This window comes from Klebsiella sp. CN_Kp066 (assembly GCF_040065135.1).
Lineage (GTDB): Bacteria > Pseudomonadota > Gammaproteobacteria > Enterobacterales > Enterobacteriaceae > Klebsiella > Klebsiella oxytoca.
Genome location: NZ_JBEAIU010000052.1, coordinates 35086 through 49051 on the forward strand (window position 1 = coordinate 35086; position 13966 = coordinate 49051).

12 protein-coding genes are annotated in these 13966 nt (G+C 53.3%); 3 read left to right on the plus strand and 9 right to left on the minus strand.

Features of this window, described 5'->3' with window-relative positions:
* The first annotated feature begins 66 nt into the window (after positions 1–66).
* Entirely contained in the window at positions 67–381 is a 315-nt protein-coding gene (locus tag ABLV75_RS20530; RefSeq protein WP_004127871.1) for a DUF485 domain-containing protein, read from the plus strand.
* Positions 378–2027, plus strand: coding sequence for a cation/acetate symporter ActP (gene actP / locus ABLV75_RS20535; protein ID WP_004109434.1), 1650 nt, complete (start codon positions 378–380; stop codon positions 2025–2027). Before ABLV75_RS20530 ends, actP begins: the two co-directional genes overlap by 4 nt.
* Before the next feature lie 43 nt (positions 2028–2070).
* On the opposite strand, the gene ABLV75_RS20540 is transcribed toward actP, so the two are convergent.
* The 7 genes from ABLV75_RS20540 to ABLV75_RS20570 form a co-directional block, all read right to left on the minus strand.
* Positions 2071–3168, minus strand: a complete 1098-nt coding sequence (locus ABLV75_RS20540) for a type 1 fimbrial protein (protein ID WP_023320183.1) — start codon at positions 3166–3168, stop codon at positions 2071–2073.
* 22 nt (positions 3169–3190) lie between these two features.
* On the minus strand, positions 3191–3799 hold the full coding sequence (locus ABLV75_RS20545; RefSeq protein WP_004109438.1) for a fimbrial protein: 609 nt from the start codon (positions 3797–3799) through the stop codon (positions 3191–3193).
* Entirely contained in the window at positions 3796–6387 is a 2592-nt protein-coding gene (locus tag ABLV75_RS20550) for a fimbria/pilus outer membrane usher protein (protein WP_004109439.1), read from the minus strand. The genes ABLV75_RS20545 and ABLV75_RS20550 overlap by 4 nt, the downstream gene beginning before the upstream one ends.
* The gene (locus ABLV75_RS20555) at positions 6341–7027 is read right to left on the minus strand and encodes a fimbrial assembly chaperone (RefSeq protein WP_004109441.1); all 687 of its coding nucleotides are present in this window, start codon (positions 7025–7027) and stop codon (positions 6341–6343) included. Before ABLV75_RS20555 ends, ABLV75_RS20550 begins: the two co-directional genes overlap by 47 nt.
* Positions 7028–7085: 58 nt before the next feature.
* Positions 7086–7625, minus strand: a complete 540-nt coding sequence (locus ABLV75_RS20560) for a fimbrial protein (protein ID WP_004109443.1) — start codon at positions 7623–7625, stop codon at positions 7086–7088.
* 622 nt (positions 7626–8247) lie between these two features.
* Positions 8248–8937 (minus strand): LrgB family protein, encoded by a 690-nt coding sequence (locus ABLV75_RS20565; protein WP_004109445.1) that lies wholly within the window; start codon positions 8935–8937, stop codon positions 8248–8250.
* Positions 8930–9340, minus strand: coding sequence for a CidA/LrgA family protein (locus tag ABLV75_RS20570; RefSeq protein ID WP_004109448.1), 411 nt, complete (start codon positions 9338–9340; stop codon positions 8930–8932). Before ABLV75_RS20570 ends, ABLV75_RS20565 begins: the two co-directional genes overlap by 8 nt.
* 103 nt (positions 9341–9443) lie before the next feature.
* Between ABLV75_RS20570 and ABLV75_RS20575 the strand changes: the two genes are divergently transcribed.
* Positions 9444–10325, plus strand: coding sequence for a LysR family transcriptional regulator (locus tag ABLV75_RS20575; protein WP_004109465.1), 882 nt, complete (start codon positions 9444–9446; stop codon positions 10323–10325).
* 123 nt (positions 10326–10448) lie between these two features.
* Here the strand turns inward: ABLV75_RS20575 and ABLV75_RS20580 are convergent, their stop codons facing one another.
* Together ABLV75_RS20580 and ABLV75_RS20585 are read right to left on the minus strand one after the other, a co-directional pair.
* Entirely contained in the window at positions 10449–12095 is a 1647-nt protein-coding gene (locus ABLV75_RS20580; RefSeq protein WP_004109468.1) for a Na+/H+ antiporter, read from the minus strand.
* Positions 12096–12241: 146 nt separating this feature from the next.
* Positions 12242–13591, minus strand: a complete 1350-nt coding sequence (locus ABLV75_RS20585) for an NCS2 family permease (protein ID WP_004109470.1) — start codon at positions 13589–13591, stop codon at positions 12242–12244.
* Positions 13592–13966 lie beyond the last annotated feature (375 nt).

The following is a 13966-nucleotide window of genomic DNA, read 5'->3' on the forward strand; positions in this document are numbered from 1 at the left end:
CGGGGGGATAAGTGTTGCCGACGACCGGCGCGTGGATGACAAAAGGGAACCTCTGGAGACGCTATGATGAACGATCAGATTTGTCAGCGGATAGAAAATAGTGCGCATTTTAAGGAGCTTGTTGCAGCCCGGCAAAGGTTTGCCGCCATCCTGTCACTGATTATGCTGGTGATTTATGTGGGCTTTATTCTGCTTATCGCCTTTGCCCCCGGCTGGCTGGGCACGCCGCTGCATGCGGGAACCAGCGTCACCCGGGGTATTCCGATTGGTATCGGCGTGATCGTTATCTCTTTCGTATTAACCGGAATATACGTCTGGCGGGCAAATGGTGAATTTGATCGGCTGACAAAAAGCATTCTCAGCGAGGTTAAAGCATCATGAAGAAAGTCCTGACGGCGCTCGCCGCCACGCTCCCTTTGACCGTCAATGCCGCAGATGCCCTCACCGGCGCGGTACAGCGCCAGCCGACCAACTGGCAGGCGATCATCATGTTCCTGATTTTTGTCGCCCTGACGCTGTATATCACTTACTGGGCGTCAAAACGCGTACGTTCACGCAGCGACTACTACACCGCTGGCGGCAACATTACCGGTTTCCAGAACGGTCTGGCGATTGCCGGCGACTTTATGTCGGCGGCCTCGTTTCTCGGTATTTCCGCACTGGTTTACACCTCCGGCTACGACGGGCTGATCTACTCGCTCGGTTTCCTCGTCGGCTGGCCGATTATTCTGTTCCTGATCGCCGAACGCCTGCGTAACCTCGGCCGCTACACGTTTGCCGACGTGGCCTCCTATCGTCTCAAACAGGGGCCGATTCGCACCCTTTCCGCCTGCGGTTCGCTGGTGGTAGTGGCGCTCTACCTCATCGCCCAGATGGTCGGCGCGGGTAAGCTGATTCAACTGCTGTTCGGCCTCAACTACCACGTCGCGGTAGTGCTTGTCGGCGTGCTGATGGTGCTCTACGTCCTGTTTGGCGGCATGCTCGCCACCACCTGGGTGCAGATTATTAAAGCGGTCCTGCTGCTGTTCGGCGCCAGCTTTATGGCCTTTATGGTGATGAAGCACGTCGGCTTCAGCTTCAATAATCTGTTCACCGAAGCAATGGCGGTGCACCCGAAAGGCTCGGCGATTATGAGCCCCGGCGGACTGGTAAAAGATCCGATATCGGCGCTCTCGCTCGGCCTCGGGCTGATGTTCGGCACCGCGGGTCTGCCGCATATTCTGATGCGTTTCTTCACCGTGAGCGATGCCAAAGAAGCGCGTAAGAGCGTATTCTATGCCACCGGCTTTATGGGTTACTTCTATATTCTGACCTTTATCATCGGCTTCGGCGCCATCATGCTGGTGGGGGCGAATCCGGCGTTCAAAGACGCGGCCGGGCAGCTTATCGGCGGCAACAATATGGCGGCAGTACATCTGGCGGATGCGGTCGGCGGCAACCTGTTCCTTGGCTTTATCTCAGCGGTCGCCTTCGCCACGATTCTGGCGGTGGTTGCTGGCCTGACGCTGGCGGGCGCATCGGCGGTGTCTCACGACCTGTACGCTAACGTGTTCCGCAAAGGCGCGACCGAGCGTCAGGAACTCAAGGTGTCGAAAATTACCGTACTGATCCTCGGCGTGGTGGCGATTCTGCTGGGTATCCTGTTCGAGAATCAGAACATCGCCTTTATGGTCGGCCTGGCGTTCTCCATCGCCGCCAGCTGTAACTTCCCGATTATCCTGTTGTCGATGTACTGGTCGAAGCTGACCACGCGCGGGGCGATGATTGGCGGCTGGCTGGGTCTGCTGACCGCGGTGATTTTGATGATCCTCGGTCCGACTATCTGGGTGCAGATCCTCGGTCACGAAAAGGCGATATTCCCGTATGAATATCCGGCGCTGTTCTCTATCGCCGTGGCCTTTATCGGTATCTGGTTCTTCTCTGCTACCGATAGCTCCGCGGAAGGCGCGCGCGAGCGTGAACTGTTCCGCGCCCAGTTTATTCGTTCGCAGACCGGGATCGGTATTGAGAAAGGTCAGGCGCATTAATGATTACCCCTACCCCGGCCTGACGGCTGGGGTAGGGGTGATTCTAGTTATAGGTAAATGTTATCGTTCCGCTGGCGTTGGCCGTTCCAGGCGTCACTTCAGCCCCGGTTTTGTAATAGTTAGTCGAAAAGATGAGCGAGTTCGATGCAGCAGCGCCGCCGGGATTATTCGGGTAGGTGAAGGTTGCGTAGCTGGCCTCAGCTCCGGCATTCAACGTTACACTTCTGCTGGATGTACTTAAATAAAAACTGGTGTTTAACGGTATGACCTTCCCGTTGAGGCTTAACTGCACACCCACACCGGTTGCTACGTTTTCCCCCGCCGTTAACGCAATAACGCTCCTGTTCGGATTATCGCCTTCGGCTTCAGTCGCCGTCACACGCATTGATATATTGGTTCCGGGTTCGCAGGAAAGCATCAGCGTTTGCTGGGCGGAGCCGGCTGTCGAGGAAAGAGTAAACTCACTCGTTTTCACGGAGCCCATAGGGAAATTCAGCGCGGTCGTACCTGCCGTACAGCCCATCGGCGTCAGCTTGATTTGCGTCGTACCGCTGATGTGCAGTTGGGAAATAACCATCGTGCCAGTGCTATCTTTAAGCGAAACCGATGAGATAGGGTCCTTTATCGACAGAGAGCTGTTGCTGGCGATTGCGCCTCCCGTGGCCACCAGCTGTAGCTGGTAGGCGGGTGAATAGTTTGTTGTGGCATAGATATCTAAAAACCCCCCTGGTTTTCCAAGATAAAACTCTGAGTCGCCAATATAATGCTCAGTGTAATCAGGGAGAAAATCGTCAGTATCGCCATCATATTCACCGGTAATATTCAGCCAGACTTTCACTCTTAAACCAATACCCGGTACGGATGTCGTATAGATATGATCGCCAGTAAGTGCGCCTGCATTTGCTGAAGACCATTCAAAACGGGCATACATCTTCCCCTCACAGTTCCAGACCTGAGTATTCGAACGCGTTATTCTCCCGGAGTCATAAAGGACCGTTCCGGCAGAATAACTCCCCGCATTAATTAATATTTGTTCGGGTAGATTTGCCATCGTCACATCACCATAATTGGCCCCAGAGCTACAGGACCAACCATAAATAGGGAAAACCAACATCAATAGTAATAAAAAATATTTATTCATATATATCCCTAAACACCTTCCGTCATTTGTATGACACGTTGAAAGTGACCGTATAGGCAACGTTTCCTGGCGTTACTTTGCCGTATGGCGTATACATTCTGGCCGCCATATCAAAGGCGTGTCCGCCAGGGGAGGCCGTAAATGCATAGGTATAACTCTCGTTTGGACCCAGCGTTTTCCCATCCGCGGCACTCACAAGCTGTAAGCCAACATCCTTTGCCCCATCAATCAGCTCACTGACATAAATTGTGGGATAAGTACTATCAAACGGAGCGCCGCTAAACGTTATCGTCACTGAAGACGTACCGGTTGAGCAGTTATCAAATGCCAGGGAAACGGTTGTGGTATCGCTACTGGCCCCCGGTTTACCGGTCAGACGCTGAGAAGAAACCGTCCCCAGGCTGATAGCATTGGACGGTTTTACAAAAACCTCACAGACAGGCTCTTCAATATTGCCGGTGACATTAAAATTGACGGTACTCGTAGCGTCATAGGCCCAGGCAGATGAAGCACTGGCCAGTAGCCCTACTATTGCAGCTATCGCTAGCCGCAATGGCGATTGAGCATGGCGTATCCGCATCGCTATCATTTTAGTGGTGTGCTCAAAACACAATATATTGAGATTGTTCATCGGCAATCCGCCGTATAAAAAACAATATCGTCAATTGATTTGTTAGATGATAAATCATAATTGACATAACACTGGCTAGTTAAAGCATCGCCCCACTTCACAAATAAGCGGCCTTTTTCTGGCAGCCCGGTCAAATAGGCCTGCCCGGAATCACCGACAATAGCGCTGCGTTTTTGTTTATACTCCTGACTTTCATCCTCTAGCGTAATCACCGCGCCAAACGGCACATCTTTATGATGAAATTGCAAGGTCATCATGGCCTTATAGCCAATCCAGGTATCATATTTAACTTTTACGATCGCATTGCGCGTCGGGACCACCGTTCTGACGATATTATCTATTTCCGCTCCCGAGACCTGCTGTTCATCAAGGGAGAGATTGTTTTCATGATAAGGGCGAACGAAAGGCACTACGGCATACCCGGCAGAATCGGTCATGACGTTAGTCTGCCCGCGTACCGCGATATCCCTGACGCCAGGCGCTTCAATCAGCGCAACGCTCTCGCCCAGATAGCGTGACAGCGTTATCCCGCCGGAATGGGCGAGCATCCCACCGCGTAGCGAATAATTATAGTGGGCGCTGTTGCTGTCATAACCGTATCCGGCGGTGACTTCACCTTTTGAGCCCTGGTAGTTGAGGTTGATGTTCCCTGAGGTGCTTTTATCGCTGGCGTTATATCCCTCCTGCACGTTCCAGTTCAGAGAACGATCGGCGAAAGCGGAGCCATTTAAACCAAGACTGTGAGTGGTGTCTCCCACCCGGCTGCTGTTCATATTGTAGCTGGCTGATATATCGGCGCCGAAAGGAATACTCACGGTTAGCGAAATAATGCTGTCGCTGGAAGGCGAGCTATTTTCATTCTGGCCGCTGCTCTGCACATTGCGGTTATAGGCGTAGTTAATGAAGTAGGACATCCGGCTAAACGTATTGCTATAACTCACGCCCAGCGACTCCATCCGCGAGTTATCCCAGTAAGACTCACTGACCAGCGAAAGGGAGAGTGAACCGAATCCGGAGAAAATCTGCGACGCTGAAGCGTCAAAGCGGTCTTTAGTCCGACCGGATGACGAACAGCAGGCGCGATGAGAGTCCGCCCGATCGATAAAGTTCTGCAGAGAATAATAACCATGCGTTGAGTAACGGTACCCGGCAACGGAAAAGTTTGTCCCCGTCTGTGGAAAATCTTTACTAAAGCGCACGCGGTATGACTGCCCTTCGCTGGATGAGGCGTTATCCGATGAGGAATTTTCTTTTATGTCAGCCCAGGACTGAGAAGCATCAAAAGAGAGCGCCCCGACTGAACCCAAATTAAACCCGGCCCCCAGCAGGAGATTACTGTATTTATCCTCTAATTGCTGAAAGCCGCCGTACAGCGTGACGTTGCTCAACGCTCCCCAGGCAACGTTGGATTGCAGAAGCTGATACTCCTTTCCGCCCGCGCTTCCCGAGCGCGTCTTGCCGCCGCTGAAAGCGTAATCAACCTGCCCTTCACGTTGTAATATTGCCAGTGAAGCAAACGGCACCACAAAGCTCTGCTCACTACCGTCTGATTCTTTCACCGTCACGTAGAGATCGCCCGCGCTTCCCGTGGGATAAAGATCGTTTATCTCAAAGGCGCCGGGAGAGACCGTTGTTTTATAAATGCTGTATCCGTTTTGATAAACCGTCACGTCTGCGGTCGAGCGCGCGATGCCTTTTATGACCGGTGCGAAGCCGTTCAGGCTGTCCGGGAGCATCTCTTTATCAGAGTTCAGCTGCAGGCCGGTGAAGCTGATGCTGTCAAACACCGCCGAAGAAGTATAGGTTTGCCCCACTATCAGCTGACCTTTCAGGGCGTGGATATCGCGTGAAATATAGCTATAGACGGAGTCCCACTGACTGCCATCGTCATTATGATTGAGGGTGCTGTAATTACGTAAACGCCACGGCCCAACGTTCAACCCCGGCTGCAGGCTGACAAACTGGCTGGAGGTGGAAACGCCTCCATCTCGCGGATCGGTTTTTTGCCCGGAAATGTTGTAATTCAATAGCCCGGCGGTAATGCCCTGCTGCCATCGGCTTTCCGGGACATACCCCCGCGGACGATGCACTAAAGCCACCTGGGGTAAGGTAAAGTCGATTCGCTGTTGCGAGAGCTGTACCGCCGTCTCCCATCCGGGGATCGCAGACAGTTTTGCGCACTCCGAACCCGCCACGGTAAGCTCAGGATAATCTTCGGTTTTAATCGACCACTCTTTCAGGCGCGCGACGGAAAGACATGGCCGGGATGAAGCGGCGTTATTTTGATCCTGTCGCGTAAAAATGACGGACTCAGAAGCCACAAACGTATGGTTAATATAGACATCCAGGTTGTAGTCACCTGGCGGAATCGTCTCTTCAGAAATATAGGTTAAGTCAACGGCGGAGGTACCGGTTTCGTTTACCTCCAGCAGGTGGGGATTGAAGTACTCACCTGCCATCGCCGGGAGAGGTATTGTGGCAAAGCTGAAAATGAAGGCGGCATAGCCGCTGGTCAATAAAAAGGTATAACGCTTTCCAACGTTATTGAATGATGGCGGTATATTTCGGTCCAGGCATTCCATAATCATTGATCACGCTCCATGTGATTTTCTTTTTGCCCGCAGAAGAGGCATTTGCTACCGGTATTTTTATTGTTGAAAAGGGGGCAACAAACCACGCTTCAGGTACTGCTTTGCCGTTCACCAAAACTTCAGAGAAATTCATATATAGAGGAGAAACATTTTTCACTTTTATATCTCGCCCTTCAGCAGACCACTGCAGCTTTTCGGCAAAATTTTCTGGTATGGCGCTTTTCAATGCGGCGGGTCGAAAAATAAGCTTTATCCTGGAATTAATCGCAAACTGAACCATATTTTTGTCCGGCGCGTTCTCCATGGCGGGAATCCCCTTAATATTCAACCAGAACATGGATTCCCGATCCTCCGCCAAAGGTTTACCCGAACGTAGAATGCGTACAAATCCTTGCTCTCCGGACTTCAGGCGAAATAGCGGAGGCGTTGTGATGAATGAATCTTTCGCTGGCGAGGCCGCATCGACAACGGAGATCCAGGACTGAACGATATTGGTCACATTATCCTTATTTTGAACAGATACCGTCGTCGACTTTTGTGTGCCATCGAATATCACCCGCGTGCCGCCCACGACTACGCTTGCCTGCGCCGCAAACGCACACAAATAAAAACAAATAAAGTAGAATAATCTGTTCATAATGGAGTCCAGTAAGGGAAAGAGTTACCCTTTCCCTTGGTATTTATTAGCGTCTGAATTAATAGTACGTAACGTTGTAGGTTACCGTTGTCTGAACGGCGCCTTTAGTCGGTTCAGCACTGCCTGCTTTCGCCATTTTTACGGTGAAAGGAATGGTCGCAGCACCGGAGGAAATATCCACATCGGCACCTTCAGTATTATTTTTAAGCAGCGCACCCTGGTTATCAAAAATAGCTACGGCAACGCCCGTCGCAGGCGATGCGGAAGCCTGGTTCTTAAAGTAATCGCTATTAGTTTCATCGGCTTCACCGCCAAAGGTGACTCTGGCCTTAGCGTTACCGCCATCAGCCACTTTCGGGCAACCGGTCAGGGTGAAAGAAAAACTCTTGGCCGCGCCATAAGTATTCGCCTTCAGATCCGCGACGGAGGAAGTCCCCATCTCAATGGATGAGACGCCGTTATCGATAGTGGCTGTACAGGTAGTATCAGAGACCGTGCCGGTAAAAGTAATGGTGTTATCCGCCTGCGCCATTGTCACCAGTGAGCAGCCCGCAGAGAAGGCGACTATTTTAGCCAGAGTTATTGCATTCATTTTCATTGGTATTCTCCTGTTTATTAAGATTAACAATCAGTCCATCAATTGTTTATGGCACTCTATTAGAGAAGGGAAACAGGCATCAACTCAATCTATAAGTTATATCAGCGCTTAGGGAAATAAACTGCCTGCTTACAATATTATTTTAAATATTGAAGCAAAAGCTCAAGCTCCACATGAATCCATTCAATAATAAAAGCTCACCTCAATAAGATATCCAAAAACAAGATTACCCTCAATAACTAATGAAGAATAATCCTAAAATCATAAATGAGATTAACCTATAAGATAAAGACATGATTTAAAAATAAACAAATAAAAACAACAGATTGCAAAAACCACTCATTCATACTGCAAATAAATATAGTGATTTATATTTGTGAATCAAGTTAAAATGAGGCAACTTTGAAACATTTAGTTACACTTAAACGTAAAATAAGTGAGATTAACATCGGCGGATAAACTTCATCTACTTTTACATGACTTCATGTTTTCAACGATTCAAGTGCTGATTATATTGGTTGAGGTATATCAAATATGAAATGACAACTGAAATAAATATTGATGATATATATTTTTTCTGTGGTCTATTTCCTTGCGGAGGATAAACCACAGAAAATAATAGTCAGAACATTGCCCAGCGCACCAGCGGCGCGGCCAATACCATCACAACGCCGGAAAGCATCATCACCAGGCTGGCGACGACGCCCTCCTGCGGCCCCAGTTCATAAGATCGCGCGGTACCGGCGCCGTGGGATGCCGCGCCGAAACCCGCTCCTTTAGCCATCCCTTCGCGAATAGAAAGACGCAGAAACAGCACATCACCCACCGCCATGCCGAATACCCCGGTGACCACGACAAACAGGGCGACTAAATCAGGCTGACCGCCCAGCGGTTTAGCTGCCGCCAGCGCAAAGGGCGTGGTCACCGAACGTACCGCCAGGCTACGCTGGATCTCATCGGGCAAGGTAAACAGTCGCGCCAGCCACACCGAACTGGTCACCGCAACAACCGACGCGGTCGTTACTCCGGCCGTCAGCGACATCCAGTGGCGTTTAATAATCGCCAGATTGTCATACACCGGCACGGCGAAAGCGATAGTCGCCGGGCCCAGCAGCCATAGCAGCCAGTGGGCCTCCCCCATATAGCTTTGATAAGAGATATGGCCGAATACCAGCATCATCACCAGCAGGATCGGGGTGAAAACCAGCGGCATCAGGGGCAGTTTATGGAAGCGGCGATAAAGCCGTTTATTGGCAAAATAGAGCCCCAGCGTGATAAGAAGACACAGGACGCTCAGCTGGAAATCACTCATGTTTCATCCTGCTGACTTCATAGCGATACACTTTATCAACCACCCATGCCGTCGCGCCCAGCACCATCATGGTACTTAAGCCAATCACCAGAAAGATGCGCCAGCCCTCCACCATCAGCAGTTGCGCGTAGTTGACGACCGCCACTACCGCCGGCACGAAGAACAGCAGCATCTCGGCCAGCAGCCAGCGGGCGCCGGCGCGTACCCAGTTTAAAGGGATCACCCGGCAGACTATCAGCGTCAACATCATCAGCATGCCGACAAGGTTCGCCGGAAGCGGCAGGTGCAGCCAGTTAACAAAATAGTCAGCGCAGACGAACAGTCCGGCGTAGATCAGTACCTGAACAGGTACCTGAAGACGTTGCATAACGAAGGGCGTCACGCGAGCTGGCGCAAAGGCCATGAGCGGTATTCCTGAAAAAGAAGACAGGCGAGCAGTATAGAGAGCCGCCGGGCCCGGCAGAAATGAATTAAAATCATCACAGGTATAGTCTCAGGGAATAATTATGGATATCCGAACGCTGCGCTATTTTGTCGAAGTGGTGCGCCAGCAAAGCTTTACCCGCGCAGCGGAGAAGTTGTTCGTCACGCAGCCGACCATCAGTAAGATGCTCAAGAATCTGGAAGATGAGCTGAACTGCACGCTGCTGATCCGCGACGGTCGTCGGCTGCTGCTGACCGATACCGGTCGGGTAGTTTTCGAGCGCGGACAGGCCATCCTTGGTGAATTTCATCAGCTGGAGTCGGAGCTAAGCGATATTAATCATCTGCATAAGGGCGTACTGCGTCTCGGCATTCCGCCGATGGTCGGGATGTTGATGGCCGAACCGATTAGCCGCTTTCGCCAGCGCTATGCGGGTGTGGAATTGAAAATCTCCGAATTCGGCGGGCTGACCGTGCAGCAGGCGGTAAGCAACGGTGAACTGGATTTAGCCATGACCGCGCTTCCCGTTGATGAGGCCAGCGGCTTAACCACGCTCTCGCTGTTCAGCCATCCGCTCTGCGTGCTGACGCCGAGAACGGCGCAGTGGGAAGGCATCAGTTCGTTGTCGCCGGAAGCGCTCGCCGCACATCCGCTGGTGATCTACAACGAGGATTTTGCCCTCAGCCAGCAGCTGATGCGGCTATTTACTCAGCATGAAGTTAAGCCGCGTATCGCCGTGCGCAGCGGACAGTGGGATTTTCTGGCCGCGATGGTACAGGCCGGAATTGGCGTCGCGATTTTACCGGAGCCGATTTGCCAGCGCCTCGACCCGCAGAGCTTTTGCTGGATACTGTTACAAAGCGCTCTACGCTGGGAACTGGGAATGATTTGGCGGGAAGGCGTGTACATGTCGCACAGCGCGCGGGCGTGGCTGGAGTGCAGTAAGGCGTTCTGGCTGAAGTAAGATGCCGAAAGCGGCACGCTTAACCGCGGCGTCAACGCCTTATCCGGGCTACAGATTCCCAATCGTCTGAGGGGCGGTAGCCCGGACAAGGCGACTCAGGCGCCGTCGCGGACGAGTACGGTGTTACTGATCCTCGATAAGCAGCGCTTCCAGCAGGTCGAGATCGTGCAGCAGCTTCTGCAGCGTCTCGTTACTGATCTGCCGGGTGGCGCGCAGATGGTACAGCTCCCCGCGTTCAGAACGCAGCGCCGCCAGACGGAACCGGCGCTCGAGGCTCTCTTCCAGCATCGAGGTTTCCACATCGTTACGCCCATCAACGCGACGGCGCAGGTTACCAATTACCCGCGAGCTGACCTCAGTCAGCAGCTGATTATCGATGTTTTCTTTGGTATCCGCCGCCAGACGCTCTTCCATTTTCTGAATCGCGACAATCGCCACATCCGCCGTTGCCGCCCGCGCCAGGCGCTCCTCTTTGCGCTGCTGTACATGGTCGGTCGACTCGATATGGCGCAGCAGAATCGGCAGCACAATCACGCCGACAAACAGAGAGAACAGAATCACCCCGGCGGCAAGGAATACCAGCTCATAGCGCGCCGGGAAGACGTTGCCGTCCGGCAGCAGCAGAGGAATCGACAGCACACCAGCAAGGGTAATGGCCCCGCGAACGCCAGCGACGGAGGAGATCAGCAGCTCGCGCGTGGTCCAGGAGCCGAACTCCATCGGTTTCTTTTTCAGGAAACGCTGGCTCAGCTTGCGCATCGTCCACAGCCAGCCAAAACGCACCAGCATCAGGGCGGCATAAATCAGGATGATATCGGTAAACAACATCCAGGTTTCGACGTTGGGATCCGCCTCTGCGGCCACCAGCGAGCTGGAGAGAATATCCGGCAGCTGCAGGCCCAACAGCAGGAACACCATGCCGTTAAACACGAACTCCAGCATCGCCCAGGTGCTGTTGGCGCGCAGGCGCATCGCCAGCGGCGCGCTGCGCATCACGCCGGAACGGGTGATGGTCATCCCCGCCGCGACTGCCGCCAGGATGCCGGAAAAGCCGATGTGTTCAGCGATCAGGTAAGAGGCGAACGGCAGCAGGAACAGCAGCACAATTTGCGTTGCCGGTTCATCGCCGCCCCAGCGGCTAAGGAAGCGCATTGAACGCCCGTACAGCCAGCTGACCACAAAGCCCGCGAGAATACCGCCGACCGCCACCTTGAAGAACTCCACCGTCGCGCCGCCGACGGTAAAGACCATCGTGCCCATCGCCACCGCAACGGCAAACTTCAGGGAGACCAGGCCGGACGCATCGTTCATCAGCGCTTCGCCCTGCAAAATTCCCATAATTTTTTTCGGAATACGCCCTTCGCCGACGATGCCGGACAGCGCGACGGCATCCGTTGGCGACAGGACGGCCGCGAGGGCAAAAGCCGGAATCAGCGGGATACCGGGAACGATCCAGTAGATGAGATAGCCAATACCGACCACCGTCACCACCACTAACGCCAGCGCCAGACCGAAGATTTCTCGCCCATGCTCAATAAACTCGCGGGTCGGCGTCTTCCAGCCATCGGCAAATAGCAGCGGCGGGATGAACAGAACCAGAAAGAGTTCAGGATCGAATTCAACATGCAATCCGAAGGTAGGCCAGGCCAACAGCGCGCCGATGGCGATTTGGATTAAAGGTAGTGGAACCTGAAAGGGCAGTACGCGTGTAACCACCCCGGAGAGAGAGACCACGAGGGTCATGATGAGTATGGTAAAGAATATTTCCATGTGTTCCCTGTTTGCTGCGTTTTCTTTTTTACATCTGAGGCGTCATGTCTCGGCATAATACGCTACTCAGATTAACGCAAAAGGAAACAGGATGTGGCTTAAAAATTAAACGGGCGGCCAAAGCCGCCCGCCGTTAGCAGGAAAAGTTAAATCGCCCAACCGCCAGCATAGAAGATGACCAGCGCCGCGGCGATAATCACCGTCCCCAGGTTCAGCTTACGCCATTCGCCGGATACCAGACGGCCAATCACCAGCGCCGCAAAACCAATCATGATGCCGGTAACGATGTTACAGGTCAGCACGATAAAGACCGCGGTGATGAGCCCCGCCATCGCATCAACAAAGTCGTTGAAATCGATTTTCGCCACGTTGCTCAGCATCAGCAGGCCGACGTACATCAGCGCCGGCGCGGTAGCATAAGCCGGAACCAGATAGGAGAGCGGAGAGAGGAACAGGATCAGCAGGAACAGCACGCCGACGGTCACTGCGGTCAGGCCGGTTTTACCGCCCGCCGCCGTACCGGCAGCAGACTCGATATACACTGCCGCCGGCGCCGCCCCGACCAGGCCGGAGAAGACGCTGCTCAGGGAGTCGGTGGTCAGCGCTTTGCCGCCGTTGATAATCTGCCCGTCTTTATCCAGCAGGTTCGCCTGACCGGCCACCGCGCGGATCGTGCCGGTGGCGTCAAACACCGCGGTCATCACCAGCGCAAGCACGCTTGGCAGCACGACCGGGTTGAGCGCGCCCACGATATCCAGGCTGCCGATCAGCGAGTTGCCTTTATCGTCGCTCAGCGACGGCATGGCGAAGATACCGGAGAAGTGAACGTTAGGATCGAAGATCAGGCCGATAATCGAAACGCCGATAATCGTCAGCAGGATACCGCCCGGCACTTTCAGTTTTTCGAGGCCAATAATCACTGCCAGCCCGACCAGCGACATAATCACCGGGAAACTGTCAAAATTACCCAGCGCCACCGGCAGACCGTCCAGCGGGTTTTTGATCACCAGACCAACGCCGTTGGCGGCAATCAGCAGCAGGAACAGACCGATACCAATCCCCGTGCCGTGCGCAACGCCCTGCGGCAAGTTACGCAGGATCCAGCTACGAATGCCGGTTGCGGAGATGACGGTAAACAGTACGCCCATCAGGAAGACCGCGCCCAGCGCGACCGGAATGCTGATCTGTTGGCCCAGCACCAGGCTAAAAGCGGTAAAAGCGGTCAGCGAGATGGCGCAGCCAATCGCCAGCGGCAGGTTCGCCCACAGCCCCATCACCAGCGAGCCGACGCCGGCAACCAGACAGGTGGAAACAAATACCGCAGCTGGCGGAAAACCCGCTTTGCCGAGCATCCCCGGCACCACGATGACGGAGTAGACCATCGCCAGGAAGGTGGTAAGACCGGCAACGATTTCCTGACGCACGGTACTGCCGCGAGCAGAAATTTTAAACCAGGCGTCTAATGAACCGCCGGTACGCGCTGAAGGCGTAGACATAGAAAACTTCCCCTGAGAATTTTTATCGTTCGTCTGGATGCGAGGTGGACCATCCACTGCCAGTTAAACGCGATCTCCTTGTGCTACATCGCAGCGCCAGGGGCTGTGAAAAGCAAACGTTTAACTCCGCGCATACAATACGGTGTGAAGAATGACTTTGCTCCCCCCTGTCAGCAGAGGAAATGATGAGCAAAATAAAAAGGCAAACGATTATCCAGCCTTTAGACGGGCCTTTTCAACAGAAGTTTGTCGGATTTAGCTAAATTTCGCTTATGACGTTCATGAAATAACCAGCCGATGCGCAAACGTTATCGTCCATGCGCAATCCGGTAACATTTTTGTATTGCGCTGATAGCAATTTTCCCCTGTCATCGG

Coding starts and splice junctions, on each gene's coding strand:
- actP (WP_004109434.1), top strand. CDS start 378: ATGAAGAAAGTCCTGACGGCGCTCGCCGCCACGCTCCCTTTGACCGTC.
- ABLV75_RS20555 (WP_004109441.1), bottom strand. CDS start 7,027: ATGAACAGATTATTCTACTTTATTTGTTTTTATTTGTGTGCGTTTGCG.
- ABLV75_RS20570 (WP_004109448.1), bottom strand. CDS start 9,340: ATGGCCTTTGCGCCAGCTCGCGTGACGCCCTTCGTTATGCAACGTCTT.
- ABLV75_RS20580 (WP_004109468.1), bottom strand. CDS start 12,095: ATGGAAATATTCTTTACCATACTCATCATGACCCTCGTGGTCTCTCTC.
- ABLV75_RS20575 (WP_004109465.1), top strand. CDS start 9,444: ATGGATATCCGAACGCTGCGCTATTTTGTCGAAGTGGTGCGCCAGCAA.
- ABLV75_RS20560 (WP_004109443.1), bottom strand. CDS start 7,625: ATGAAAATGAATGCAATAACTCTGGCTAAAATAGTCGCCTTCTCTGCG.
- ABLV75_RS20550 (WP_004109439.1), bottom strand. CDS start 6,387: ATGATTATGGAATGCCTGGACCGAAATATACCGCCATCATTCAATAAC.
- ABLV75_RS20530 (WP_004127871.1), top strand. CDS start 67: ATGAACGATCAGATTTGTCAGCGGATAGAAAATAGTGCGCATTTTAAG.
- ABLV75_RS20545 (WP_004109438.1), bottom strand. CDS start 3,799: ATGAACAATCTCAATATATTGTGTTTTGAGCACACCACTAAAATGATA.
- ABLV75_RS20585 (WP_004109470.1), bottom strand. CDS start 13,591: ATGTCTACGCCTTCAGCGCGTACCGGCGGTTCATTAGACGCCTGGTTT.
- ABLV75_RS20540 (WP_023320183.1), bottom strand. CDS start 3,168: ATGAATAAATATTTTTTATTACTATTGATGTTGGTTTTCCCTATTTAT.
- ABLV75_RS20565 (WP_004109445.1), bottom strand. CDS start 8,937: ATGAGTGATTTCCAGCTGAGCGTCCTGTGTCTTCTTATCACGCTGGGG.